This window comes from Pseudonocardia abyssalis, from assembly GCF_019263705.2.
Taxonomy (GTDB): Bacteria; Actinomycetota; Actinomycetes; order Mycobacteriales; family Pseudonocardiaceae; genus Pseudonocardia; species Pseudonocardia abyssalis.
On the sequence record NZ_JADQDK010000001.1, the window covers coordinates 1,845,035 to 1,868,975 of the forward strand.

General features: G+C 74.1%; 23 protein-coding genes. 5 read left to right on the forward strand and 18 right to left on the reverse strand.

The genetic code is table 11. The features are described 5' to 3' along the window. Positions 1–81 precede the first annotated feature (81 nt). The 6 genes from pyrF to pyrR are packed head-to-tail and all read right to left on the reverse strand — an operon-like array spanning position 82 to position 8,158. On the reverse strand, positions 82–909 hold the full coding sequence (gene pyrF, locus I4I81_RS08840; protein ID WP_218601711.1) for an orotidine-5'-phosphate decarboxylase: 828 nt from the start codon (positions 907–909) through the stop codon (positions 82–84). After that, the gene (gene carB, locus I4I81_RS08845; RefSeq protein ID WP_218601712.1) at positions 906–4,208 is read right to left on the reverse strand and encodes a carbamoyl-phosphate synthase large subunit; all 3,303 of its coding nucleotides are present in this window, start codon (positions 4,206–4,208) and stop codon (positions 906–908) included. The genes pyrF and carB overlap by 4 nt, the downstream gene beginning before the upstream one ends. Then, a complete protein-coding gene (gene carA / locus I4I81_RS08850; protein ID WP_218601713.1) occupies positions 4,208–5,326 on the reverse strand; it encodes a glutamine-hydrolyzing carbamoyl-phosphate synthase small subunit in 1,119 nt (372 codons plus the stop codon). The genes carB and carA overlap by 1 nt, the downstream gene beginning before the upstream one ends. Next, the gene (locus I4I81_RS08855; RefSeq protein WP_218601714.1) at positions 5,323–6,615 is read right to left on the reverse strand and encodes a dihydroorotase; all 1,293 of its coding nucleotides are present in this window, start codon (positions 6,613–6,615) and stop codon (positions 5,323–5,325) included. Before I4I81_RS08855 ends, carA begins: the two co-directional genes overlap by 4 nt. Then, positions 6,612–7,556, reverse strand: coding sequence for an aspartate carbamoyltransferase catalytic subunit (locus I4I81_RS08860; protein WP_218601715.1), 945 nt, complete (start codon positions 7,554–7,556; stop codon positions 6,612–6,614). The genes I4I81_RS08855 and I4I81_RS08860 overlap by 4 nt, the downstream gene beginning before the upstream one ends. Next, positions 7,553–8,158 carry a bifunctional pyr operon transcriptional regulator/uracil phosphoribosyltransferase PyrR gene (gene pyrR / locus I4I81_RS08865; protein WP_218601716.1) on the reverse strand — a complete coding sequence of 202 codons (606 nt, stop codon included), beginning with the start codon at positions 8,156–8,158 and terminating at the stop codon, positions 7,553–7,555. The genes I4I81_RS08860 and pyrR overlap by 4 nt, the downstream gene beginning before the upstream one ends. Positions 8,159–8,634: 476 nt before the next feature. Here pyrR and bldD point away from each other — a divergent pair, with 476 nt between their 5' ends. Further along, a complete protein-coding gene (bldD, locus tag I4I81_RS08870) occupies positions 8,635–9,117 on the forward strand; it encodes a transcriptional regulator BldD (protein WP_141276189.1) in 483 nt (160 codons plus the stop codon). Between the two features lie 88 nt (positions 9,118–9,205). On the opposite strand, the gene I4I81_RS08875 is transcribed toward bldD, so the two are convergent. The 4 genes from I4I81_RS08875 to I4I81_RS08890 form a co-directional block, all read right to left on the reverse strand. Further along, positions 9,206–10,375: an MFS transporter gene (locus tag I4I81_RS08875; protein WP_218601717.1), complete on the reverse strand. Its 1,170-nt coding sequence runs from the start codon at positions 10,373–10,375 to the stop codon at positions 9,206–9,208. Between the two features lie 172 nt (positions 10,376–10,547). Beyond that, positions 10,548–10,967, reverse strand: a complete 420-nt coding sequence (gene nusB, locus I4I81_RS08880; protein ID WP_218601728.1) for a transcription antitermination factor NusB — start codon at positions 10,965–10,967, stop codon at positions 10,548–10,550. Between the two features lie 2 nt (positions 10,968–10,969). After that, the gene (gene efp / locus I4I81_RS08885; RefSeq protein WP_218601718.1) at positions 10,970–11,533 is read right to left on the reverse strand and encodes an elongation factor P; all 564 of its coding nucleotides are present in this window, start codon (positions 11,531–11,533) and stop codon (positions 10,970–10,972) included. A gap of 119 nt (positions 11,534–11,652) precedes the next feature. Beyond that, positions 11,653–12,738, reverse strand: a complete 1,086-nt coding sequence (locus I4I81_RS08890) for a M24 family metallopeptidase (RefSeq protein WP_226363840.1) — start codon at positions 12,736–12,738, stop codon at positions 11,653–11,655. 51 nt (positions 12,739–12,789) lie between these two features. On the opposite strand from I4I81_RS08890, the gene I4I81_RS08895 reads away from it, so the two are divergent. After that, entirely contained in the window at positions 12,790–13,011 is a 222-nt protein-coding gene (locus tag I4I81_RS08895; RefSeq protein WP_218601720.1) for a DUF6458 family protein, read from the forward strand. A gap of 10 nt (positions 13,012–13,021) precedes the next feature. On the opposite strand, the gene aroQ is transcribed toward I4I81_RS08895, so the two are convergent. Genes aroQ through I4I81_RS08910 form a run of 3 tightly spaced genes read right to left on the reverse strand, consistent with a single transcriptional unit; the run spans position 13,022 to position 15,171 of the window. Continuing rightward, the gene (gene aroQ, locus I4I81_RS08900; protein ID WP_218601721.1) at positions 13,022–13,450 is read right to left on the reverse strand and encodes a type II 3-dehydroquinate dehydratase; all 429 of its coding nucleotides are present in this window, start codon (positions 13,448–13,450) and stop codon (positions 13,022–13,024) included. Continuing rightward, positions 13,447–14,520, reverse strand: coding sequence for a 3-dehydroquinate synthase (aroB, locus tag I4I81_RS08905; protein WP_218601722.1), 1,074 nt, complete (start codon positions 14,518–14,520; stop codon positions 13,447–13,449). The genes aroQ and aroB overlap by 4 nt, the downstream gene beginning before the upstream one ends. A 24-nt stretch (positions 14,521–14,544) precedes the next feature. Further along, a complete protein-coding gene (locus I4I81_RS08910) occupies positions 14,545–15,171 on the reverse strand; it encodes a shikimate kinase (protein ID WP_218601723.1) in 627 nt (208 codons plus the stop codon). Between the two features lie 174 nt (positions 15,172–15,345). Here I4I81_RS08910 and I4I81_RS08915 point away from each other — a divergent pair, with 174 nt between their 5' ends. Continuing rightward, a complete protein-coding gene (locus tag I4I81_RS08915; protein WP_218601724.1) occupies positions 15,346–15,696 on the forward strand; it encodes a hypothetical protein in 351 nt (116 codons plus the stop codon). A gap of 258 nt (positions 15,697–15,954) precedes the next feature. On the opposite strand, the gene aroC is transcribed toward I4I81_RS08915, so the two are convergent. Then, a complete protein-coding gene (gene aroC / locus I4I81_RS08920) occupies positions 15,955–17,127 on the reverse strand; it encodes a chorismate synthase (protein ID WP_218601725.1) in 1,173 nt (390 codons plus the stop codon). 12 nt (positions 17,128–17,139) lie between these two features. Further along, on the reverse strand, positions 17,140–17,802 hold the full coding sequence (locus I4I81_RS08925; RefSeq protein ID WP_218615954.1) for a prepilin peptidase: 663 nt from the start codon (positions 17,800–17,802) through the stop codon (positions 17,140–17,142). Positions 17,803–17,992: 190 nt separating this feature from the next. On the opposite strand from I4I81_RS08925, the gene I4I81_RS08930 reads away from it, so the two are divergent. Then, entirely contained in the window at positions 17,993–18,427 is a 435-nt protein-coding gene (locus tag I4I81_RS08930) for a PPOX class F420-dependent oxidoreductase (protein ID WP_218605148.1), read from the forward strand. Between the two features lie 19 nt (positions 18,428–18,446). Further along, positions 18,447–19,286 (forward strand): spermidine synthase, encoded by an 840-nt coding sequence (locus tag I4I81_RS08935; protein ID WP_218605147.1) that lies wholly within the window; start codon positions 18,447–18,449, stop codon positions 19,284–19,286. 13 nt (positions 19,287–19,299) lie between these two features. On the opposite strand, the gene I4I81_RS08940 is transcribed toward I4I81_RS08935, so the two are convergent. The 3 genes from I4I81_RS08940 to alaS form a co-directional block, all read right to left on the reverse strand. After that, positions 19,300–20,736: an endolytic transglycosylase MltG gene (locus I4I81_RS08940; RefSeq protein ID WP_226363841.1), complete on the reverse strand. Its 1,437-nt coding sequence runs from the start codon at positions 20,734–20,736 to the stop codon at positions 19,300–19,302. Between the two features lie 97 nt (positions 20,737–20,833). Continuing rightward, positions 20,834–21,265, reverse strand: a complete 432-nt coding sequence (ruvX, locus tag I4I81_RS08945) for a Holliday junction resolvase RuvX (RefSeq protein WP_218605146.1) — start codon at positions 21,263–21,265, stop codon at positions 20,834–20,836. A 2-nt stretch (positions 21,266–21,267) separates the two neighbouring features. Next, on the reverse strand, positions 21,268–23,934 hold the full coding sequence (gene alaS, locus I4I81_RS08950; RefSeq protein ID WP_218605145.1) for an alanine--tRNA ligase: 2,667 nt from the start codon (positions 23,932–23,934) through the stop codon (positions 21,268–21,270). Between the last annotated feature and the right edge of the window lie 7 nt (positions 23,935–23,941).

Here is a 23,941-nt window from a genome sequence, read left to right on the forward strand (position 1 = left end):
CGCACCGCCCGCCCCCACGCGCATGCTCGACGGAGCGCGTGGGGTGCGGGGGTGCGCGCGGAGGCGGGGTGGCGGGCCCGCTCAGGCCCGTGCCACCGCCAACTCGTCGCGCAGGCCCTGCGCCGCCGCCCGGACCGCCGCCGGGGCCGGACCGGCCGTCAGCACCGACCGCGACGCCGCGGGCAGCACGGTCCCGCGTACCCCGGCGAACCGCGCCGCGACGTCGGCCGGGCCCGCCCCCTGCGCGCCGAGCCCGGGGGCGAGGACCGGGCCGTCGAGGGCGGTGAGGTCGAGGCCGTGGTCGATCGTCGCGCCCACCACCACCCCGACCCCGCCGGGGACGGTGGCGTTGCGGGCCGCGGCCCCGTCGACCATCGCCTGCGCGACGCTGCGCCCGCCGAACGTCGCGAGCTGCACGTCCGCGCCCTCCGGGTTGGAGGTGCGGGCCAGGACGAACACCCCGCGACCCGCGTCGTCCGCCGCGTCCAGTGCCGGGGCGAGCGAGTCGAAGCCCAGGTACGGCGACAGCGTGACCGCGTCGGCGCCGAGCGGGGCACCGACCGCGAGGTACGCGTCGGCGTAACCGTCCATCGTGGACCCGATGTCGCCGCGCTTGACGTCGAGCAGGGTCAGCGTGCCGGTGCCGGTGAACGCCGCGAGCAGCCCCTCCAGCACCTGCACGCCCCGCCAGCCGTGCCGCTCGAAGAACGCCGACTGCGGCTTGACCACCGCCACGTGCCCGGCGAACGCCTCGACGCACGCGTCGGCGAAGCGCGCCAGGCCGTCGGCGTCGTCGGTGAGGCCCCACTCGGCGAGCAGCGGAGGGTGCGGGTCGATCCCGGCGCACAGCGGACCGTGCGCGGCGACCGCGGCGGCCAGGCGCTCGCCGAAGCCCACGACCGTGCTCATGATCGGGCCTTCTGCAGGGCCGCGTGCGTCTCCTGCAGCGACCGCACGCCGATCCGGCCCGCCCTCGTGGCCTCGATGCCCTGCACCGCGGCCGCGGCACCCTGCACGGTGGTGATGCACGGGACGCCCCGGCTGACCGCGGCGGCGCGGATCTCGTAGCCGTCCACCCGCGGCCCGGAGTTGCCGTACGGGGTGTTGATGATCATGTCGACCTGCCCGTCGAGGATCAGCTCCACGATGGTCTCGCCGCCCTCGGAGTGCTTGCGCACCGGCGTGGTCGTGATCCCGTTGCGGCGCAGCACGTCGGCGGTGCCGTCGGTCGCCAGGATCTCGAACCCGAGATCGGCCAGTCGCCGGACCGGGAAGACCATCGCGCGCTTGTCGCGGTCGGCGACGGAGACGAACACCCTCCCGCCCGCCGGCAGCGACCCGTACGCCGCGGCCTGCGACTTCGCGAACGCCGGGCCGAAGGAGGCGTCGATGCCCATGACCTCGCCGGTCGACTTCATCTCCGGGCCGAGCAGCGGGTCGACCCCGCGCCCGTCCTTCGTGCGGAAGCGGTTGAACGGCAGCACCGCCTCCTTGACCGCGACGGGCGCGTCCGGCGGCAGCTCGCCGCCGTCGCCCTCGGCGGGCAGCAGCCCCTCGCCGCGGAGCTCGGAGATGGTGGCGCCCAACATGATCCGGGCCGCGGCCTTCGCCAGCGGCACCGCGGTGGCCTTGGAGACGAACGGCACCGTCCGCGACGCGCGCGGGTTGGCCTCGAGCACGTAGAGCGTCTCGCCGTGCAGGGCGTACTGGACGTTGAGCAGCCCCCGCACCCCGACGCCGTGCGCGATCGCCTCGGTGGAGCGGCGCACGGCCTCGATCACGCTGCGCCCCAACGTGACCGGGGGCAGCGTGCACGAGGAGTCACCGGAGTGGATGCCGGCCTCCTCGATGTGCTCCATCACGCCGCCGACGAACACCTCGGTGCCGTCGCACAGCGCGTCGACGTCGATCTCGACCGCGTCGTCGAGGAACCGGTCGACCAGCACCGGCCGCTCGTCGCTGATCGTCGTGGCGCGGGCGATGTAACCGGCGAGGGTCTCGTCGTCGTAGACGATCTCCATGCCGCGCCCGCCCAGGACGTAGGACGGGCGCACCAGTACCGGGTAGCCGATGCGGGCGGCGATCTCGCGCGCGGAGTCGAACGTGGTGGCCATGCCGAACGCCGGGGCCGGCAGTCCCGCCTTGCGGAGCACCTCGCCGAAGGCGCCGCGGTCCTCGGCCAGGTCGATCGCGGCGGCGCTCGTCCCCACCACCGGCACCCCCGCGGCCGTGAGACGGGCCGCGAGCCCGAGCGGGGTCTGCCCGCCGAGCTGCACGATCACGCCGACGACGGTGCCGCTCCCCTGCTCGGCGTGCACCACCTCCAGCACGTCCTCGAACGTCAGCGGCTCGAAGTAGAGACGGTCGGCGGTGTCGTAGTCGGTGGAGACGGTCTCGGGGTTGCAGTTGACCATCACGGTCTCGAACCCCGCCTCGCGCAGCGCCATGACGGCGTGCACGCAGGAGTAGTCGAACTCGATGCCCTGCCCGATGCGGTTGGGCCCGGAGCCGAGGATGAGCACCTTGGGCCTGTCGGGCTGCGGTGCGATCTCCGACTCCGCCGCGGGGTCGGTCTCGTAGGCGCTGTAGTGGTACGGCGTCAGCGCCCGGAACTCCGCCGCGCACGTGTCGACCGTCTTGTAGACCGGGCGGACGCCGAGCCGATGGCGCAGCGTGCGCACACCGGCCTCACCCGCGAGCTCGGGGCGCAGCGCGGCGATCTGCCGGTCCGAGATCCCGGCGCGCTTCGCCCGCCGCAGGAGCACCGACTCCAGCACCGGCGCGTCGACGATCTCGGTGCGCAGCTCGGTGAGCACCAGGATCTGGTCGAGGAACCACGGGTCGATCCCGGTCTCCGCGGCCACCTCGGCGACGGTCGACCCCGTCCGCAGCGCGCGCTCGACCTCGTAGATGCGGCCGTCGACGGGGACCCGGATCTCCGGGCGCCCCACGGGATCCGGCGTGGTCCAGAACCCGGCCGCGGTGGTCTCCATCGACCGCAGCGCCTTGCCAAGGGCCTCCGGGAACGACCGCCCGAGCGCCATCGCCTCGCCGACGCTCTTCATCGTCGTCGTCAGCTCGGGGTCGGCGCCGGGGAACTTCTCGAACGCGAACCGAGGGATCTTCACGGCGACGTAGTCGAGCGTCGGCTCGAACGCCGCGAGGGTCTCGCCGGTGATGTCGTTGCGGATCTCGTCGAGGGTGTAGCCGACGGCCAGGCGCGCCGCGATCTTCGCGATCGGGAACCCGGTCGCCTTCGACGCCAGCGCGGAGGACCGCGAGACCCGCGGGTTCATCTCGATGACGACCAGCCGCCCCGTCTCGGGCTGGACCGCGAACTGGATGTTGCAGCCGCCGGTGTCGACGCCGACCGCGCGCAGCACCGCGATGCCGACGTCGCGCATGTGCTGGTACTCGCGGTCGGTGAGCGTCATCGCCGGCGCGACGGTGATCGAGTCGCCGGTGTGCACGCCCATCGGGTCGATGTTCTCGATGGAGCAGATGACGACCACGTTGTCGTGGTGGTCGCGCATGAGCTCGAGCTCGAACTCCTTCCACCCGAGCACCGACTCCTCGATGAGGACCTCGGTGACCGGTGACGCGGCGAGCCCGCCCCCGGCCAGGCGCTCCAGGTCGGCCTCGGTGTGGGCCATCCCGGAGCCGAGCCCGCCCATCGTGAAGGAGGGCCGGATGACGACCGGCAGCCCCAGCTCCCCGACGGCCGCGCGCACCTCGTCCATCGAGTGGCAGACGGCGCTGCGCGGCACCTCGCCGCCCACGCCGAGCACGATCTCCTTGAACTTCAGCCGGTCCTCGCCGCGCTGGATCGACTCGACGTCGGCGCCGATCAGCTCGATGCCGTGCCGCTCCAGCGCACCGTTGTCGTGCACCGCGATCGCGGTGTTCAGCGCGGTCTGTCCGCCGAGGGTCGCCAGGATCGCGGTGACCGGGAACCCGGCGTCGCGCTCGGCCTCGATCACCTTCTCCACGAACTCCGGCGTGATCGGCTCGATGTAGGTGGCGTCGGCGAACTCGGGATCGGTCATGATCGTCGCCGGGTTGGAGTTGACCAGCGAGACGCGGATGCCCTCGTCGCGCAGCACGCGGCAGGCCTGCGTGCCGGAGTAGTCGAACTCGCACGCCTGGCCGATGACGATCGGCCCGGAGCCGATGACCAGCACGTGCCGGATGTCCTCGCGGCGGGGCATCAGCGCTCTCCTGGCTTGGGTGATGACTGCATCAGGTCGACGAACCGGTCGAAGAGGTCGGCGGCGTCGTGCGGGCCGGCCGCGGCCTCCGGGTGGTACTGCACGCTGAACGCGGGCGCGTCGAGTGCCGCGAGGCCCTCCACGCAGCCGTCGTTGGGGCAGGTGTGGGTGATCCGCGCCCGGCCGAACGGGGTGTCGAACTCCTCCCCCGCCTCGCCCTCGACGGCGAACCCGTGGTTCTGCGAGGTGATCGCGACGCGGCCGGTGGCGTGCTCGATCACCGGGATGTTGATGCCGCGGTGGCCGTAGGGCAGCTTGTAGGTGCCGCGCCCCAGGGCCCGGCCGAGGATCTGGTTGCCGAAGCAGATGCCGAACAGCGGGATGCGGCGCTCCAGCACCGCGCGCGTCAGCGCGACCGGGCCGTCGGCGGTGGCCGGGTCGCCGGGACCGTTGGACAGGAAGAACCCGTCGAAGCCCTCGATCTGCCCGATCGTGCTCGACGCGGGCAGCACGTGCGTCTCCACGCCGCGCTGCGCGAGCATCCGCGGGGTGTTCGCCTTGATCCCGACGTCGAGTGCCGCGATCCGGAACCGGGTCGCCCCGACGGCGGGCACGACGTAGGGCTCGCGGGTCGTCACGGCGCCGTAGAGGTCGGCGCCGGTCATCGACGGGCTGTCGAGCACGCGCCGCACGAGCACGTCGTCGGCGGCGAGGTCGTCTCCCGAGAACACCCCGGCGCGCATCGCCCCGCGCTCGCGCAGGTGCCGCACCAGAGCGCGGGTGTCGATGCCCGAGACCGACACGATCCCCTGGCGCCGCAACGCCTCCGCCAGCGATCCGGTGGAGCGCCAGTTCGACGCCGAGCGCGACGGGTCGCGCACCACGTACCCGGCGACCTGGATGCCGGCGGACTCGTCGTCCTCGTCGTTCCAGCCGGTGTTGCCGATCTGCGGGGCGGTCTGCACCACGATCTGGCGATGGTAGGAGGGGTCGGTGAGCGTCTCCTGGTAACCGGTCATGCCGGTGGTGAACACCGCCTCACCCAGCCCCGTGCCGAGCGCCCCGTAGGCCTCGCCGCGGAAGATCCGCCCGTCCTCCAACACGAGTACCGCTGTCATGACCGCACCTTCCCGTCCTGCGCCGTGATCCGTCCACGCAGGACGGTGGCGACCACCGCACCGGGCAGCCGCATCCCCTCGTACGGGGAGTTCGAGGCCTTGCTCGCCAGCGCCGCGCCCCGCACCGTCCACTGCGCCTCGGGGTCGACGAGCGCGAACGTGGCCGGCTCCCCCACCGCGATCGGACGGCCCTGGTCGGGCAGGTTCCCGATCTCCGCGGGGCGCTCGGACAGCACCCGGGCGACGCCGCGCCAGTCGAGCAGCCCCGGCTCGACCATGGTGTGCACCAGCACCGAGAACGCCGTCTGCAGCCCCAGCATCCCGGGCCGCGCGCTCTGCCACTCGGTGTCCTTGTACTGGCTCGCGTGCGGCGCGTGGTCGGTGGCCACGACGTCGATCACGCCCTCGGCCAGTGCCGCGCGCATCGCCTTGGTGTCCTCGGCGGTGCGCAGCGGCGGGTTGACCTTGTTGACGGGGTCGTAGCTCGTGAGCCGGCCGTCGGTGAGCAGCAGGTGGTGCGGGGTGACCTCGGCGCTCACCCGCACCCCGGCCGCCTTCGCAGCGCGCAGCACGTCGACGGTGCGGGAGGAGGAGATGTGGCAGACGTGCAGCGCGGCTCCGGCCTCGCGTGCCAGTGCGCAGTCGCGGGCGACGATCGTCTCCTCCGCGGTGGCGGGCCAGCCGGCCAGCCCCAGCCGCGAGGCGACGACCCCCTCGTGCGCCTGCGCCCCGCCGGTGAGCCGGTGGTCCTCGGCGTGCTGCGCGATCACGACGTTCAGCGCGGAGGCGTACTCCAGCGCGCGGCGCATGATCAGCGGGTCGTTGACGCACTTGCCGTCGTCGCTGAACATCCGCACCTGCGCGCGGCTCGCGGCCATCGTGCCGAGCTCGGCCATCTTCGCGCCCTCGAGCCCGACGGTGACCGCACCGACCGGGTGGACGTCGACCAGGCCGACCTCCTGCCCGCGCCGCCACACGTGCTCGACGACGACCGCGGTGTCGGCCACCGGATCGGTGTTGGGCATCGCGAACACCGCGGTGAAACCGCCCAGCGCCGCGGCCGCGGACCCGGTGGCGACGTCCTCGGACTCCTCGCCACCGGGCTCGCGCAGGTGCACGTGCAGGTCGACGAAGCCCGGCAGCAGGACGTGCCCGCCGCCGTCCAGGGTGGACACACCCTCCGGCGCGGTCAGCCCGGAGCCGATCTCGGTGACGACACCGTCGCGCACCAGCACGTCCACGGGGTCCTCGCCGTAGGGGCGGACGTCGGTGATCAGGACATCTGTCATTCGGGGGCTCCCGCGAGGAGGTGGTAGAGCACGGCCATGCGGACGTGGACGCCGTTGGCGACCTGCGCCAGCACCGCCGACGCCGGGGAGTCGGCCACGGCGGGCGCGATCTCCATGCCCCGCACCATCGGGCCGGGGTGCAGCACGACGGCGCGCTCGGGCAGCAGCCTCGCGCGGGCCTCGGACAGGCCGTAGCCGATCGCGTACTCCCGCGCCGAGGGGAAGAACGAGCCGTGCATCCGCTCGGCCTGCACGCGCAGCATCATCACCGCGTCCAGGGCGGGCAGCTCGGCGTCGAGCGACGGGCTCACCCGGCACGGCCACTGGCCGATCCCGACCGGCAGCAGCGTCGGCGGGCCGATCACCACCACCTCGGCGCCGAGGGTGGCGAGCAGGAAGACGTTGGAGCGGGCCACGCGGCTGTGCAGGACGTCGCCGACGATCCCGATACGCCGCCCCGCGATCGAACCGAGCCGGTCGCGCAGGGTCGCGGCGTCGAGCAGGGCCTGCGTGGGGTGCTCGTGGGTGCCGTCGCCCGCGTTGACGATCGAGGTGTGCGTGCCGGTCATCCCCTGGTCGCGGTCTGCCCACGCGGCCATGCGGTGCGCGGAGCCCGACGCCGGGTGCCGGACGACGACGCAGTCGGCGCCCATCGCGGACAGCGTCAGCGAGGTGTCGCGCAGCGACTCCCCCTTGCCCACCGAGGACCCCGATGCGCTGACGTTGACGGTGTCTGCGCTCATCCACTTGCCGGCGATCTCGAACGACACCCGGGTGCGGGTGGAGTTCTCGTAGAACATCGTGATGATCGTGCGCCCGCGCAGCGTGGGGAGCTTGCGGACCTCGCGGCCGAGCAGCGCCTGCTTGAGGCGGTCGGCGGTGTCGAGCAGGCCGGTGGCGGAGGCGGCGTCGAGGTCGGTGACCGAGAGCAGGTGCTTCACGGCGCAGCCTCGAAGGAGCCGGCTCCGCCGGTGGCCACCCGCTGCAACCGCACGCCGTCGACGCCGTCGATCTCGTCGAGCAGCAGCAGGATCAGCTCGTCGCGCGAGGTGGGCACGTTCTTGCCGACGTAGTCGGCGCGGATCGGGAGCTCGCGGTGCCCGCGGTCGACCAGCACCGCGAGCTGCACGGCACGGGGGCGACCGTGGTCGGCCAGCGCGTCGAGCGCGGCGCGGACGGTGCGCCCGGACATCAGCACGTCGTCGACGAGGACGACCAGCCGGTCGTCGAGGCCGCCGTCGGGCACCTCGGTGCCCTCCAGCGCCCGCGCGGGACGGCGACGCAGGTCGTCGCGGTAGAGCGTGACGTCGACCGAGCCGACCTCGGGGGCGGTCCCGGCGAACTCACCGATCGCGACCGCCAGCCGGCGGGCGAGGATCGTGCCGCGGGTGGGGATGCCGATCAGGACGACGCCCTCGTCGCCCGCGGTCTTCTCGATGATCTGGTGCGCGATGCGCGCGATGGTGCGGGTGACGTCGGCGGCGCTGAGCAGTTCCCGGTCTCCGGGCGCACCTGGGACGTCCCCGCGGCGGTCGTTCGCCACGAGGCTCTCCTTCCCCGCCTCACCGGACGGGCCTTAAAGGAACGGTTTCCGCGGCCGACCGTACCAGCGGGTACCGACACGACCCGTCCTCGAACGCCACAGCATCGGCAGCATCACACCGCCCGTCACGACACCCTCTGGAGTCCCACGCGCCACACGATGGTCACGCTCCGGTCACGACAGCCCTCCCGCCTCCTCCCCGGACCGGCCACAAAGCCCAGGCGGCGGCGTGTCGATCAGCCATTAGGGTGGAACCAGGGCGTAACGGGACCGCGACGGGCCGGACAACTTGACCAGACAGCGACGGCGAGCGCATGATTACTCTCCGTATTGATCCACTGTGTTGCGGGTGGCCGCGGGGGGCACCACTCGACTCGACAACCGGCGTCCCCGAACGCCGGATCCCCGAGAACACATCAGTTCCTCCGACGTCGGCCCCGACCGGGCCGGCGCCAGTCACGGAAAGGGGTCGCCGCATGGGCGACTACGCCAAGGCGCTCGGCGGGAAGCTCCGCGCCATCCGGCAGCAGCAGGGCCTGTCGCTGCACGGCGTCGAGCAGAAGTCGGGCGGGCGGTGGAAGGCCGTCGTCGTCGGCTCGTACGAGCGCGGTGACCGCGCCGTCACGGTGCAGAAGCTGGCCGAGCTGGCCGACTTCTACGGCGTGCCGGTGGCCGAGCTCCTGCCCGAGGGCCGCGTGCCGTCGGGGTCCGAGCCCGCCACGAAGATCGTCATCAACCTGGAGCGGCTGCAGCAGCTCCCGGCGGACAAGGTGGGCCCGCTGGCCCGCTACGCCGCCGCCATCCAGAGCCAGCGCGGCGACTACAACGGCAAGGTGCTCAGCATCCGTGCCGAGGACCTGCGCTCGCTCGCGATCATCTACGACAAGAGCCCCGGCGAGCTGACCGACCAGCTCATCGACTGGGGAGTGCTCCCCCCGGAGGCCCGACCCGCGCAGTGACGCACCGGCACCTGGGGAAGGGTGCCGGCGCCACGGCCGACCAACGGCCCTCCCGTCCACTCGTCGTGGACGGGAGGGCCGTTCGTCGTTACCGGGCCGGGACCACGGCGACCCGGCGGCGCGCGTACCGGACCAGCGCGACGGCGGGCACGATCCCCAGCGCAGCGAGCACGGCCCCGGCGGCGGGCGGTGCCGCCAGGCCGAGACCCGCCGAGAGCACGAGCCCGCCCGCGGCCGCACCGATCGCGTTGGCGAGGTTGAACGCCGACTGGATCGACGCCGACGCGAGTGCCGGGGCCTCCCCCGCGGCGTCCAGCACGAGCGTCTGCACCGCGGGCACGATCGCGAGCCCCACGGCGCCGATCGCGAAGACCAGCACCGGGGCCGGGACCGGCGAGCGCACGGCGAACACCGCGATCACCAGCAGCACGGTCTGGGCGGCCAGCATCGCGACCACCACCCGGCGCGGGTCGAACCGGTCGGCGAGTCGCCCACCCGCGACCGTGCCGACCGTCATGCCCAGCCCGAACACGCCCAGCAGCACCGGGACCGTGCCCGTCCCGAAACCGGCGAGGTCGGTCATGATCGGCGCGATGAAGGTGTAGAAGGCGAACAGCCCACCGCAGCCGACGACGACCGTGCCCAGCGCGAGCAGCACCGCGGGCCGGCGCAGCGCGGCGAACTCGGCGCCGATGCTCGGTCGGGCCGCCGTGGCGTCGCGGGGCACGGTGACGACCATCCCGGCGACGCACAGCAGCGCGAGCACCGTGATCAGGACGAACGCCAGCCGCCAGCCCAGCATCCCGCCCAGCGCGGTCGCGGCGGGCACGCCGACGAGGTTGGCGACCGTCAGACCCAGCACCATCGACGCCACCGCGGACGCCCGCCGCCCCGGCGGCACCAACGACGCGGCCACCAGTGCGCCGACGCCGAAGAACGCGCCGTGCGGCAGGCCGGACACGAACCGGGCGACGAGCAGGAGCCCGAACGTCGGGGCGAGTGCCGCGAGGGCGTTGCCCGCGGCGAACAACGCCATGAACAGCAGCAGGGCCGTGCGGCGGCGCAACCGCACCGCCGCGGCCGTGAGCAGCGGCGCCCCGACCACGACCCCGACGGCGTAGGCCGTGACGAGGTTGCCACCGACCGGCAGCGGCACCGACAGGTCGGAGACCATGCGGGGCAGCAGACCCATCACGGCGAACTCGCTGAGTCCGATGGCGAACGTCCCCAGGGCCATCACGACGATCGCGACCGGCATGACGGTACTCCAGAACTCCTCGGCGCAGCAGGACCGGGAGAACGCTACGCCGGTCGTCGAATCGATTCGACAGAGTGCGACCGACGGCACCCTGAACGCGGGGGGCGGCGCGGCGCGGCGCCGTCTCGTGAGCGGGAACGGCGGCCGGGGCAGCCGCTTCCGCGCACGGGCGTCAGCGGGTGGCGCGCAGCTGCTCCGCGATGTCGGCGATGCGGCCGAGTACGCCGTTGAGGAAGCGCGGGCTGTCGTCGGTGGACAGCGTGCGAGCCAGCTCGACCGCCTCGGTGATCGCCACCGGGTCGTCGATCTCGTCGACCCACAGCAGCTCGAAGACACCGATCCGCAGCAGGGCCCGGTCGACGGCGGGCATCCGCGCCACCGTCCAACCCTCGGCGTGCTCCGCGAGGAGCTGGTCGATCCGCTCACGGTGCGCCACGACGCCCTCGACGAGCATCCCCGCGTACTCCGAGACCGGCGGTGCGTCGTCGGTCTCCCGGCGCTGCACGAGCACCGCGAGCGGGTCGTCGCCGCGGGCCTCGGACTCGAACAGGATGTCGAGCGCGCGCTTGCGCGCCTTCGTCCGGGCGCGCAGCATCAGGAGGAGACGCGGCCGAGGTAACGCCCGTCGCGGGTGTCCACCTTGACCTTCTCGCCGGTGGTGACGAACAGCGGCACCTGGATCTCGGCACCGGTCTCCAGCGTGGCCGGCTTCGTGCCGCCGGTGGAGCGGTCGCCCTGCAGGCCGGGGTCGGTGTGGCTGATGACCAGCTCGACCGACGTCGGCAGCTCGACGAACAGCGGCACGCTCTCGTGCAGCGCGACCATCGCGACCTGGTTCTCCAGCAGGTACCCCGCGGCCGTGCCGACGGTGTTCTCCGGGATCGGGATCTGGTCGAACGTGTCGCCGTCCATGAACACGAAGTCGGAGCCGTCGCGGTAGAGGAAGGTCATGTCGCGCTTGTCGACGGTGGCGGTCTCGACCTTGGTGCCCGCGTTGAAGGTCTTGTCGACGACCTTCCCGGTCATGACGTTCTTCAGCGTCGTGCGCACGAACGCGCCACCCTTGCCGGGCTTGACGTGCTGGAACGCCGTGACCGCCCAGAGCTGGCCGTCCAGGTTGAGCACCAGGCCGTTCTTCAGGTCGTTCGTGGTGGCCACGTGAGCAAGTCTCCTGCGTCGTATCGGGGGCGCGCAGCTCGTCCAGAGGTGGGAGGCGCGCCGGTGTCCTCGCGGACGGCGCCGCGAGGCACCGTCGTCCGGCGGCCAGGGTACCCGGGTCAGACCTCGAGCAGCTCCCTGGTGGTCCGGGTCAGCGCTTCGGACCCCCCGTCGCGGACGAGGAGGGTGTCCTCGATGCGCACGCCGCCGCGGCCCTCCAGGTACACCCCGGGCTCGACGGTGACGGTCATGCCTGCGGCGAGCGTGCCCACCCCCGTGCGGGCGAGTGCCGGGGCCTCGTGGATCTGCAGGCCGACACCGTGCCCGAGGCCGTGCAGGAACTCCTCCCCCAGCCCGGCCTCGACGCACACGTCGCGGGCGGCGGCGTCGACCGCGACGACGTCGGCCCCGGGGACCAGCGCCGCGCGACCGGCCCACTGGGCGGCCGCGACGAGCGCGTGCAGCTCCCGCTGCCAGTCGGCCGCCTGCCCGAGGACGACCGTCCGCGTGATGTCGGAGTGGTAGCCGTCGACGAGCGCGCCGAAGTCCATCTTCACGAGGTCGCCCGTGCGGAGCACGGCGTCGCCTGCGCGGTGATGCGGCACCGCGGAGTGCGCGCCGAAGGCCACGATCGTCTCGAACGCCGGGCCCTGCGCGCCGAGGCGCCGCATCCGGTTCTCCAGGTCCAGCGCGACGTCCCGCTCGGTGCGCCCGGCGACGAGCCCGCCGTCGGCGAGCAGCCCGGCCAGCGCGGCGTCGGCGGCGGTGCACGCTGCCCGCAGCGCGTCGACCTCGTCGTCGTCCTTCACCAGCCGCAGCCGCTGCACCAGTCCGGGCGCGCGGTGCAGGTCGACGCCGTCGGCCGCCGCGGCGAGCGCGGTGCAGGCGTCGACGGTGACCGCGTCGGACTCGAACCCGAGCCGCCGGATCCCGAGGTCGTGCGCGGCGGCGGCGACCGCGGTCGCGGTGGCGCGGTCCTCGATCCGCTCCAGGTCGGGCACCTGCGTGTCGGCCTGGGTGCGGTAGCGGCCGTCGGTGCCGAACCGGCTCGCGGCGTCTCCGTCGGCGTGCACGAGCAGCGCGGCGTTCGAGCCCGTGAACCCGGTGAGGTAGCGGATGTTGACCAGGTCCGTGACCAGCAGCGCGTCGACCTCGCGCTCGGCCAGCAGGGTGCGCAGCGCGGCGCGGCGGGCGGTGGGGGGCACGGCCCCACGGTAGTGAGGTGTGGGCCGGGACGCTCCCGGGTACATCCCGTCATGAGAATCGGATCGAGCATCGGACTGATCGCGATCGGGCTGATCCTCGCCCTCGCCGTGAGCATCGACATCGACGGCATCGACCTGCAGCTCATCGGCTGGATCCTCGCCGTCGTCGGCGTCATCGGTCTGATCGCGAGCCTGGCGATGGCCCGGCGCGCGCGTCCCGTGATCGCCCCCCGCGCGGAGGTGTACCCGCCGGAGCGCGACCCGCGCTACTGATCCCGCGCGGTCAGTCCCGTCCGGCGATCCAGCGCAGCGCGAGGGCGTAGCCGCGGACACCGAGGCCGACGACCACCCCGTCGGCCACGCCCGAGATGTAGGAGTGGTGGCGGAACTCCTCGCGCTTGTGCACGTTCGAGATGTGCACCTCGACCAGCGGCGCGGTGAGCTGTGCGCAGGCGTCCCGCACGGCCACGGAGGTGTGCGTCCACGCGCCCGCGTTGAGCACGACGGGCGTGCCGGCGTCGGCCGCGCCGTGCAGCCAGCCGAGCAGCTCGCCCTCGTGGTCGGTCTGGCGCACCTCGACCGACAGGCCCAGCTCCTCCCCCGCGCGTTCGCACAGCGTGACGAGGTCGGAGTAGGTCGTGGTGCCGTAGACCGCGGGCTCGCGGGTGCCGAGACGGCCGAGGTTGGGGCCGTTGAGGACGAGGACGTTCATACGCTGATCATCGCGTAGGCCGTCTCCAGGAGCGCGGGCTCGGGGCCCTCCAGCCGCCCGGGCCGGGCGAGGCCGTCGAGGACGACGAACCGCAGCATCCCCGAGCGCGACTTCTTGTCGCCGCGCATGGTCTCGACCAGCTCCGGGAGCACGCCCGGCTCGTAGCGGACGGGGAGGCCGACGGACTCGAGCACCGCGCGGTGGCGGTCTGCGGTGGCGTCGTCGAGCCGCCCCGCCGCGCGGGCGAGCTCCGCGGCGAACACCAGCCCGACGCTGACGGCGTTGCCGTGGCGCCACCGGTAGTCCTCGCGGCGCTCGACGGCGTGGCCCAGCGTGTGCCCGTAGTTGAGGATCTCCCGCAGGTGCGACTCGCGCAGGTCGGCCGCGACGACGTCGGCCTTGACCTGGATCGAGCGGCGGACCAGCTCGGGCAGGACGTCGCCGGTGGGGTCGAGCGCCGCCTTCGGGTCGCGCTCGACGAGCTCGAGGATCACCGGGTCGGCGATGAACCCGGTCTTGAGGATCTCCGCGCTTCCCGCGACCAGCTCGTCGGCGGGCAGGGTCTCCAGCGTGGCGAGGTCGACGAGCACCGCGGACGGCTCGTGGAAGGCGCCGACGAGGTTCTTGCCCGCGGCGGTGTTGATGCCGGTCTTGCCGCCGACGGCCGCGTCGACCATCGCGAGCAGCGTGGTGGGCACGTGCACGACCCGCACCCCACGCATCCACGCCGAGGCGACGAACCCGGCGAGATCGGTGACGGCGCCGCCGCCCAGTGACACGACGACGTCGCCGCGCGTGAGCCCGACCGTGCCGCAGACCTCCCAGCAGAACCCCGCGACGGTCAACGTCTTGCCGTCCTCGGCGTCGGGCACCTCGACGCGGTGGGCGTCGACCCCGGCCGCGACCAGGTCGGCCCGCATCCGCTCCGCGCGGTCGGCCAGCGTCGGCTGGTGCACGATCACGGCCTTCTCCGCTCCGAGCCCGGTGACGGTGCCCACCAGCTCGTCCGACACCCCCCGTCCGACGAGCACGGGGTAGGGCGAGCCACTGGCGACGTCGATCCGGATCACGGGTCCACCCTATCCGCGGGGCCGCTAGTCCTCCGTTGCTCGCACGGGGTGCGGCAGCAGTGTGCTCTCGTGCGGCGTCGGGACGTCGAGGGGGTTCGCGGGGTCGGCGGGCGGCTCGGGCGTGTCCGGCGGGATCTCGCCCAGCGCGAGCAGCACGGCCCTGACCACCTGGTTGGCGCTGCGGCGCCCGGTGTCGACCTCGACCGTCGCGACCTCCCGGTAGAGCGGCGCGCGGGCGTCGAGGAGGGCCTTGAACGTGGCGCGCGGGTTGACCCCGGCGAGCAGCGGGCGGGCGCCCGACATGCCGGTGCGGCGCAGGCCGTCGGCGAGCCCGACCGTCAGGAGCACGACCCGGTGGCCGCGCAGCGCGGCGCGCGTCTGCGGCGCCAGCACCGACCCGCCGCCCAGCGCGAGCACCCCGTCGACGGTGTCGAGCGCGTCCGCGACGACCTCGCGCTCCAGCGCGCGGAACGCGTCCTCGCCGTCGTGCAGGAACATGTCGGCGATCGGCTTCCCGGCCCGTTCGACGATCAGCGCGTCGACGTCGGTGAAGCCGACGCCGAGCCGGCGGGCGAGCACCTTGCCGACGGTCGTCTTGCCGGCGCCGGGCGGGCCGACGAGCACCAGCCTCGGGCGGAGTGGGGCGGTCATCGGTCGAGCGTAGTGACCGGGCCGGGACCATCGCGCCGGCACCGCCCGGTGACCCTCCGCGCCCCCTCCCGTCGACCGACCCGGTGGCGCGATAGCCTCCCGTGGCGTCGATGCGGCGCACGGTGACGACTCCCGCCCCGCGGCCCGGGGTGATCGCACGATCGGAGAACCGGCGTGGACCACGGCGAACAGGACCACCGGCTCCCCCCGCGGCGCGAGCAGCTCCCGCTCCCCCGCCGCGACGGCCGGTCCCACCTCGAACCGCAGCTGCGCGACCCCCGTGGCTCCGGCTCCGGCACCCCCTTCGCGGCGTTCGACGCGGGCTCCGGGCTCGAGGCCGGACCCGGCGGATCCGCGGCCGACGCCTCTCCGGGCGACGCCTCTCCGGGCGACGACGGCCCGGCCGGTCGTGCAGGTACCGGCGCGGACGATCCCATCGGCACCGCCCCGCCGGAGAGCCGCGCCGCGATCTTCCGCGCCGCCGTCCGCAGGGCCGTCGACCGGTCGTCGCGCCGCACCGGCTGACCCGTCCCGGTCCTCCGCGCCGGTCCCCGGCGCGCACGACCGTCACCGTAGTGGTGGACGCGGTGATCAGCGGTGTGGAACGGGGTGCGGGCCGGGACCCGCCCCCTGTTCCGAGACGCTGATCACCAGCCGGGCACGCGGACGCGATCGACGTCAGAGGGGTCGGCGGCCCGCGACAGCCCTCCTCCGTCGATCTCGTGGCGGGGCGACGGTGCCCGGTCCCCTCGACGTGACGACCGCCCGGCCCGCCGTGGAGGGTCAGGCGTGCGCGGCCCGGTAGGACGCGACGTTGCGGCGGGTCTCGTCGAGCGAGTCGCCCCCGAACTTCTCCAGCGCCGCCTCGGCCAGCACCAGTGCCACCATCGACTCGGCGACGACACCGGCCCGCGGGACCGCGCACGCGTCGGAGCGCTGGTGGATCGCGGTGGCCTCCTCGCCGGTGGCGGTGTCGATGGTGCGCAGGGCCCGGGGCACGGTGGAGATCGGCTTCATCGCCACCCGCACGCGCACCGGCTCGCCGTTGGTCATGCCTCCCTCGATGCCGCCCGCACGGTTGGACAGCCGCTTCACCGGGTCGCCCGGGATCATCTCGTCGTGGGCCGCGCTGCCGCGGCGGTGCGCGGTGCGGAAGCCGTCGCCGATCTCGACGCCCTTCATCGCCTGGATGCTCATCAGCGCACCGGCGAGCCGCCCGTCGAGCCTGCGGTCGGACTGGACGTAGGACCCCACACCCACCGGCATCCCGTACGCGATCACCTCGATGACCCCGCCGAGGGTGTCGGCGTCCTCGTGGGCGGCGTCGATCTCGGCGATCATGTGCGCGGTGGTCTCCGCGGAGAACGCGCGGACCGGGCTGGCGTCGACGCGCTCGAGGTCGCCGGGGCCGGGGACGGGGTCGTCCTCCGGGGCGTCGACGGCGCCGATCGCCACGACGTGCGACACGATGTCGACCCCGAGGGCCTGCTTGAGGAACGCCTTCGCCACGGTGCCCATGACGACCTTCGCGGCCGTCTCGCGGGCGCTCGCCCGCTCCAGCACCGGACGGGCGTCGTCGAAGCCGAACTTCGTCATGCCGGCGAGGTCGGCGTGGCCGGGCCGGGGTCGGGTGAGCGGGGCGTTGCGTGCGCGGCCCGCGATCAGCTCGGGATCCACCGGGTCGGCCGCCATGACGGTCTCCCACTTCGGCCACTCGGTGTTGGCGATGCGCACCGCGACCGGGCCGCCCTGCGTCAGGCCGTGCCGGAGGCCGCCGATCACCTCGAGCTCGTCGGCCTCGAACGCCATCCGGGGGCTGCGGCCGTGGCCCAGCTTCCGGCGCGCCAGCTCGGCGCCCAGCTCCTTGGTCGTGATCTCGACACCGGCGACCATGCCCTCCAGCACGGCGACCAGCGCGGGACCGTGGGACTCCCCGGCGGTGATCCAACGCAGCACGCCGCCATCCTCTCACCAGGGACCACCCGCACCCGCCGCGGCCGCCACCAGCACGACCGCCGACCCCACCACCATCGACGGACCGTGCGGCACCGCTCTGCGACCACACGCCGCCGCGCGCCCCAGCGTCAGGACCGACGCCAGCACCGCCGCGAGGAGGAGCGCGGGCCAGGACACCACGGCCAGCGGCGCCCCGAGCGACGCCGCCAGCTTCACGTCACCCGCCCCGAGCGCCCCGGGAGCCGCGAGGTGGACCGCGGCGTGCACCCCGGCCGCGAGCAGCACGCCGGGCACCGCCCGCCCGACGGCGTCGGGGCCCAGCGGCGTGACCAGCAGGAGTGCGGCAGGCACCGCGGGCAGCGTGAGGGCGTCGGGCAGGCGGTGGTGCCGCAGGTCGACCAGCCCTGCCGCGACCCCGAACCAGGCCGTCCCGAGCAGCACCGGCACCCACCGTCCCGGCAGCACTCCCGCGGCCCAGGCCCCGACGACGGCGGCCCACGGCGCCGCCACCGCGACCTCGCACACCGGCACGCGCACCCGCGTCCCCCGCGCCATCCGCCCCAGCAGCACGCGGACGGCCGCACCGGCCGCCGCACCGGCCAGGGCCCCGAGCAGACCCGCGCCCGACACCCCGGGCCAGAACACCCCGTCACCGAGCGCTCCCGTCCCGATCACCCTGACACCCCCCGTCCGCCCGATCCGGTTCCCCGCCTCCCGGTCCAGCGTCGGGTCCGAGGTCGTCCCACGCCAGACCCCCACCACCGGTTGTGGACGGGCGCACCGCGAGGTGGACGACCCGGCCCGGGAGCGGTTCCCGGCGGGCCCGATGTGGTAAGCCCGGGGGCACCGACCGACAGGAGTTCCCATGGCGTCCGACCCCGCTCTGCTCGACCTGTTCACCGAGATCGGCGGTGGCGTCCTCATCACGCTCAAGCGCGACGGGCGGCCCCAGTCCTCCGTGGTGACCCACGCGTTCGACCCGGCCACCCGCACGCTCCGGATCTCCGTGACCGAGGGACGGGCCAAGACGCGCAACCTGCGCCGCGACCCGCGGGTCAGCTACCAGGTCACCCGGCCCGACCTCACCGCCTACGCGGTCGGAGAGGGCACCGCGCAGCTCACCGCGACGGCCGCGGACCCGCACGACGACACCGTGCAGGCGCTGGTCACCTACTACCGCGACGTGCGCGGCGAGCACCCCGACTGGGACGACTACCGGGCGGCGATGGTCGCCGAGGGCCGCGTCCTGCTCACCGTCGTCGTCGACCACGTCTACGGCTGGGTGCCGCCGGCCGCGTGAACCGGGGCAGGATGACCTCATGAACGAGGCTCGGGCGGTCGTGCGGGCCGAGGTCGACCACGGGAGCGCCGAGCTGGTGGGCGACCCCGACCGGCCGCAGGGCTGGACGCTGCTGGTCGACGGCACCGCACAGTCCCACGTCGACCTCGACGACCCCACGCACCTCGAGTTCGAGTACGTGCGGCGGCTCGCGCACGTCGTCGACCTCGTCGCCCCGCCCACCGCGCCGCTGCGGGTGCTGCACCTCGGCGGCGGGGCCTGGACGCTGCCCCGCTACGTCGCCGCCACCCGCCCCGGCTCGACACAGCAGGTGGCGGAGATCGACGCCGGGCTGGTCGACCTGGTGGCGGCGCGGCTGCCCGTCGACGGGTACGGGATCGAGGTCACCGTCGGCGACGCGCGGGCGGTGCTGACGGAGGTCCCGACCGGCTCGGTCGACCTGCTCGTACTCGACGTGTTCGCCGGCGCACGCACCCCCGCCCATCTCACCACCACCGAGTTCGTCGCCGACGCCGCGCGGGTCCTCGCGCCGGGCGGGATGTACGCGGCCAACGTCGCCGACGGCGGCGCGCTGCCGTTCGCCCGCACCCAGTTCGCCGTGGCCGGGTCCCGGTTCGCACGGCTGGCCGTCGTCGTCGCCCCGAACGTGCTCCAGGGGCGCCGCTTCGGCAACCTCGTGCTGCTCGCCCGCGACGGCGAACTGCCGGTGCAGGGTCTGGTCCGGCGCGCGGCGGGCGACCCGTTCCCCGCCCGCGTGCTGGACGACGCGCAGGTCCGGGAGCTGGCCACGACCCCGGTCGGCGACCGCGGGGCCACCCCGTCCCCGATGCCGCCGTCCGGCTTCTTCGGCCGGCCCTGACCCGGGCGACCGGTCAGAAGGCCCCGTTGTCGCGCGCGAGCTGGACGTTGGCGGTGTGCTCGGCGAACGTCTCGGCGAAGCACGACGTGCCGTCGGTCTGGCAGCGCACGAAGAAGAACCACGGGCCGGGCTCGGGGTCGAGCGCGGCGGCGACGGCCTCACGGCCGGGTGCGGCGATCGGCGTCGGCGGCAGGCCCGCGGTGGCGTAGCTGTTGTACGGACCCGGGGTGCTGCGGTCCTCGGCCGTGGTGCGCAGGGCCTGCAGGTCCAGCGGGTAGTTGACGGTGGAGTCCAGCTCGAGGCGCTGCCCGATCTGCAGGCGGTTGTAGACCACCCGCGCGACCTTGGGCATGTCCGGCGTGATGCCCTCCTTCTCCACCAGCGACGAGATGATCAGCACCTCGTACGGCGAGGTCCCGATCGCGTCGGCCCCGGCGACGATGCCACCGGCCTCGAGCCGGGCCGTCGACGTGGCCAGCAGGCCCTGCAACACCTCGACGGCCGTCCGACCCGGCTCCACCTCGTAGAGGCCGGGGACGAGCAGGCCCTCCAGGCGGCGCACCGGGTCGGCGGCCGAGACGGCCTCCTGCGCCCACGACGGGACCCCGAGCTCGGCCGGGTCGGTCTCCGCCATCGCCGAGCGCAGGTCCTCGACGCCCACGCACGAGTCCGCACCGTCGATCGTGGCGCAGGTGGCCCGCGAGATGAGCGTGAGGACGCCGGGCGCGACGGTGCCGTCCGGGGCGCTGGTGTCGTCGAGCTGGACACCGCCGCGGATCTCCAGCTGACCCACGCGGGCGTCGGGTTCGAGCAGTCGTTCGACCGCCGCGGTGGCGGACATCCGCGAGCGCATCTGGTACGAACCGGGCTGCACACCGAGGATCCGGTCGTCCTGCTCGGCGGCGTCGAGGAACGCGGCGACGCTCGCCACGACCCCGGTGCTCTCCAGGGTGCGGCCGATCGCGGCGGTGGAGTCGCCGTCGGCGACCCGGACGATCACGTCGCCCTCCCCCGCACCCTCGAAGTCGGCGGCCGAGGTCAGCGAGCGGAACAGGTAGACCGCGCCGCCGACGACGGCCACCAGTAGCACCGCGACGGCGAGCAGCAGGACCCCGCTGCGGCGCGCCCGGCCCGGAGCCCGACGCCCGCGCGCGGGTGCGCCCGACCGGCCGTCCCCGTCCGGGTGACCGTCCCTGCCGTCCCCGTCCCTGCCGTCCGCGTCCCTGCCGTCCCCGTCCCTGCCGTCCCCGTCCCTGCCGTCCCCGTCGGGACGGGGGTCCCGGTCCAGGTAGGGGCCCCGGTCCGCGGAGGAGTCCCGGTCGGAGCGGCCGGTCGCCGTGGCACCGGCGCCGCGCACCACGGGGATCGGGGCGGTCGCGGCCTCGCTCGCGGGATCGGCGGCCGATCCGTCGACGGCGCGCAAGCGGGTCGTCGGGCCGTCGATGTCCACAACGCCGGAGGGTAACGATCGGGTCTCCCCCGTACCCGACGGGGGTTGAGCACTCACCTGGTCCGATTCGTCCGGTTCACCGTCCGGGGGCCGGTGATCAGCGATGACGGTCCAGCCAGCCCTGGAGGATGCCGACCGCGGCGACCTGGTCGACGACGGCCCGCTGCTTGCGGCCCTTGCGTCCGCTCTCGCGCATCTGCCGCGTGGCGACGACGGTGGTGAGCCGCTCGTCGGACAGCTCGATCGGGACGCCCACCGCGGGCTCCAGCGACGCCACGAACGCGCGCGCGGCCTCCGCGGCCGGGCCCTCGCGCCCGGCGAGCGTGCGCGGCAGCCCCACCACGAGCCCGACCGCCTCGTGCTCGGCGACCAGCGCCGCGATGGCGGCCACGTCGGTACCGCCGTCGATGTCGCGCGGCACGGTGGCCAGCGGCGTCGCGATCAGCCCGTCCGGGTCGGAGAGCGCCACCCCGACCCGGACGGACCCGACGTCGATACCGAGCCGGCGCCCGCGCCTAGCGACCGGCACGGCTACCGGGCACGCAGGTGCGCCCGGAGGGCCTCCACCGCGGCCGGGATGCCGGCCGGGTCGGTGCCACCGCCCTGCGCGAGGTCCGGCTTGCCGCCGCCCCGGCCGCCGACGGCCGCCGCGAAGGACGGGATCAGCTTGCCTGCGGCGAGCCCGGCGTCGCGGGCCGCGGAGGTGGTGGCCACGACGAAGGCGACCTTGTCGCCGTCCCCGGAGAACAGGGCCACCACACCCGGGCGCGGGCCCAGCCGGCCGCGGACGTCGGCGGCCAGGGCCCGCAGGTCGTTGCCGCCCACCCCGTCCGGAGCAGCGACCGCGACGAGCGCGACCCCGCCCACGTCCTCGGCGCCGCCGGCGAGGGCGCCCGCCGAGGACAGCACGGCGTCGGCCCGGACCTTCTCCAGGTCGCGCTCGGCGGTGCGCAGCCGCTCGACGAGCCCGTTGATCCGCTCGGGCAGGTCGTCCGGGCGTACCTTGAGCTGCTCGGCGATGTTCGAGACCAGCACGTGCTCGCGCGAGAGGAACCGGAACGCGTCGAGCCCGACCAGGGCGTCGACCCGGCGCACGCCGGAGCCGATCGATCCCTCGGACAGCACCTTGATCATGCCGATCTCGCCGGTGCGGCCCACGTGCGTGCCTCCGCACAGCTCCCGCGAGTAGTCGCCCATGTCGACCACGCGGACGCGGTCGCCGTACTTCTCGCCGAACAGCATCATCGCGCCGAGCGTGCGGGCCTCGTCCATCGTCGTCTCGTAGGACTCGACGGCGCGGTCCTCCTGCAGGACCGTGTTGACCTCGTCCTCGATCTCCGCGAGCGCGGCCGGGGCGACCCCGCCGCTCGGCGAGGTGAAGTCGAACCGCATGCGGCCGGGGGCGTTGAGCGAGCCGGCCTGCGCGGCCGACGGGCCGAGAGCGCCGCGGACGCCGGCGTGCACGAGGTGCGTGGCGGTGTGGGCCCGGGAGATCGACGTGCGCCGGGCGACGTCCACGGTGGCCACGACGGCCGCGTCGAGCGTGACCTCGCCCGCCGTGACCGTGCCGCGGTGCACGCGCAGCCCCGCGACGGGCGACTGCACGTCGTCGACGCGGACGGTGAACGAACCGCCCGCCAGCGTGCCGGTGTCGGCCTGCTGGCCGCCCGCCTCGGCGTAGAACGGTGTGCGGTCGAGCACGATCTCCACGGCGTCGCCCTCGCGGGCTGCCGGCACCGGTACGCCGTCGACGAGCAGCCCGATGACGGTGCCCTCGGCGGCGAGCTCGGTGTAGCCGAGGAAGTCGACGGCCCCGTGGGTGTCGAGCAGTGCGCGGTAGATCGACCCGTCGCCGCCGTGACCGACCTTGTGCTTGGCGGCGTCGGCCTTCGCGCGGGTGCGCTGCTCCTGCATGAGCGCGGTGAAGCGGTCGCGGTCGACCTCGAGCCCGGCCTCCGCGGCCATCTCCAGCGTGAGGTCGATCGGGAAGCCGAACGTGTCGTGCAGCTGGAACGCGCGGTCCCCGGGCAGCACCGTGGCCCCGGAGGAGCGGGTCTCGGCCACCGCGGTGTCGAAGATCCGCTCGCCCGCGGTGAGCGTCTGCAGGAACGCCTCCTCCTCGGCGCGCACGACCGCGGAGATCCGCTCGAAGTCGGTGACGAGTTCCGGGTAGGACGGCGCCATCGCGTCGCGGACGACCTCGGCGAACGCCCCGAGCACCGGCTCGGTGACGCCGAGGAGCCGGGCGGAGCGCACGATCCGGCGCAGCAGGCGGCGCAGGACGTAGCCGCGGCCGTCGTTGGCGGGCGTCACGCCGTCGGCGATGATCATCACACCGGAGCGGGCGTGGTCGGCGATGACGCGGAACCGGACGTCGTCCTCCTCCGAGGCGCCGTAGCGCCGCCCGGAGAACGCCTCGGCCCGGGCGATGACCGGGCGCACGAGATCGGTCTCGTAGACGTTCGCGACGCCCTGCAGCAGGGTGGCGACCCGCTCGACACCCATGCCGGTGTCGATGTTGGGCCGCGGGAGCTTCCCGATCGGCGGGTGACCGAGCTTCGGGCTCAGGTCACCGCGCACGTCCTGCATGAAGACCAGGTTCCAGATCTCCAGGTAGCGGTTCTCGTCCGCGACCGGGCCGCCCTCGGCGCCGAACTCCGGCCCGCGGTCGTAGTAGATCTCCGAGCAGGGACCGCCGGGACCGGGCACACCCATGTCCCAGTAGTTGTCCTTGCCGTCGCGGCGCTGGATCCGCTCGGGCGGGAGCCCCGCGATGTCGCGCCACAGCCCGATGGCCTCGTCGTCGTCGAGGTAGACGGTGACCCACAGGCGCTCGGGGTCGAAGCCGTAGCCGCCCTCGTCCTGCGAGCCGGTGATCAGCTTCCAGGCGTGCTCGATCGCCCCGGCCTTGAAGTAGTCACCGAAGGAGAAGTTGCCGGCCATCTGGAAGAACGTGTTGTGCCGGGTGGTGCGGCCGACCTCGTCGATGTCGCCGGTGCGCACGCACTTCTGGATCGACGTGGCGGTCGGGTAGGGCGCCGACACCTCACCGAGGAAGTACGGCTTGAACTGCACCATCCCCGCGTTGACGAACAGCAGGTTGGGGTCGTCGAGGATGAGCGACGCACTGGGCACGCGGATGTGGCCCGCGGCGACGAAGTGGTCGGTGAAACGACGGACGATCTCGTGGGTCTGCACGCAAGGG

What these genes read in the sequence shown, in the direction of transcription:
- pyrF (WP_218601711.1), bottom strand. Translation starts at nt 909, where the DNA reads ATGAGCACGGTCGTGGGCTTCGGCGAGCGCCTGGCCGCCGCGGTCGCC.
- carB (WP_218601712.1), bottom strand. Translation starts at nt 4,208, where the DNA reads ATGCCCCGCCGCGAGGACATCCGGCACGTGCTGGTCATCGGCTCCGGG.
- carA (WP_218601713.1), bottom strand. Translation starts at nt 5,326, where the DNA reads ATGACAGCGGTACTCGTGTTGGAGGACGGGCGGATCTTCCGCGGCGAG.
- I4I81_RS08855 (WP_218601714.1), bottom strand. Translation starts at nt 6,615, where the DNA reads ATGACAGATGTCCTGATCACCGACGTCCGCCCCTACGGCGAGGACCCC.
- bldD (WP_141276189.1), top strand. Translation starts at nt 8,635, where the DNA reads ATGGGCGACTACGCCAAGGCGCTCGGCGGGAAGCTCCGCGCCATCCGG.
- I4I81_RS08875 (WP_218601717.1), bottom strand. Translation starts at nt 10,375, where the DNA reads ATGCCGGTCGCGATCGTCGTGATGGCCCTGGGGACGTTCGCCATCGGA.
- I4I81_RS08895 (WP_218601720.1), top strand. Translation starts at nt 12,790, where the DNA reads ATGAGAATCGGATCGAGCATCGGACTGATCGCGATCGGGCTGATCCTC.
- aroQ (WP_218601721.1), bottom strand. Translation starts at nt 13,450, where the DNA reads ATGAACGTCCTCGTCCTCAACGGCCCCAACCTCGGCCGTCTCGGCACC.
- I4I81_RS08910 (WP_218601723.1), bottom strand. Translation starts at nt 15,171, where the DNA reads ATGACCGCCCCACTCCGCCCGAGGCTGGTGCTCGTCGGCCCGCCCGGC.
- I4I81_RS08930 (WP_218605148.1), top strand. Translation starts at nt 17,993, where the DNA reads ATGGCGTCCGACCCCGCTCTGCTCGACCTGTTCACCGAGATCGGCGGT.
- I4I81_RS08935 (WP_218605147.1), top strand. Translation starts at nt 18,447, where the DNA reads ATGAACGAGGCTCGGGCGGTCGTGCGGGCCGAGGTCGACCACGGGAGC.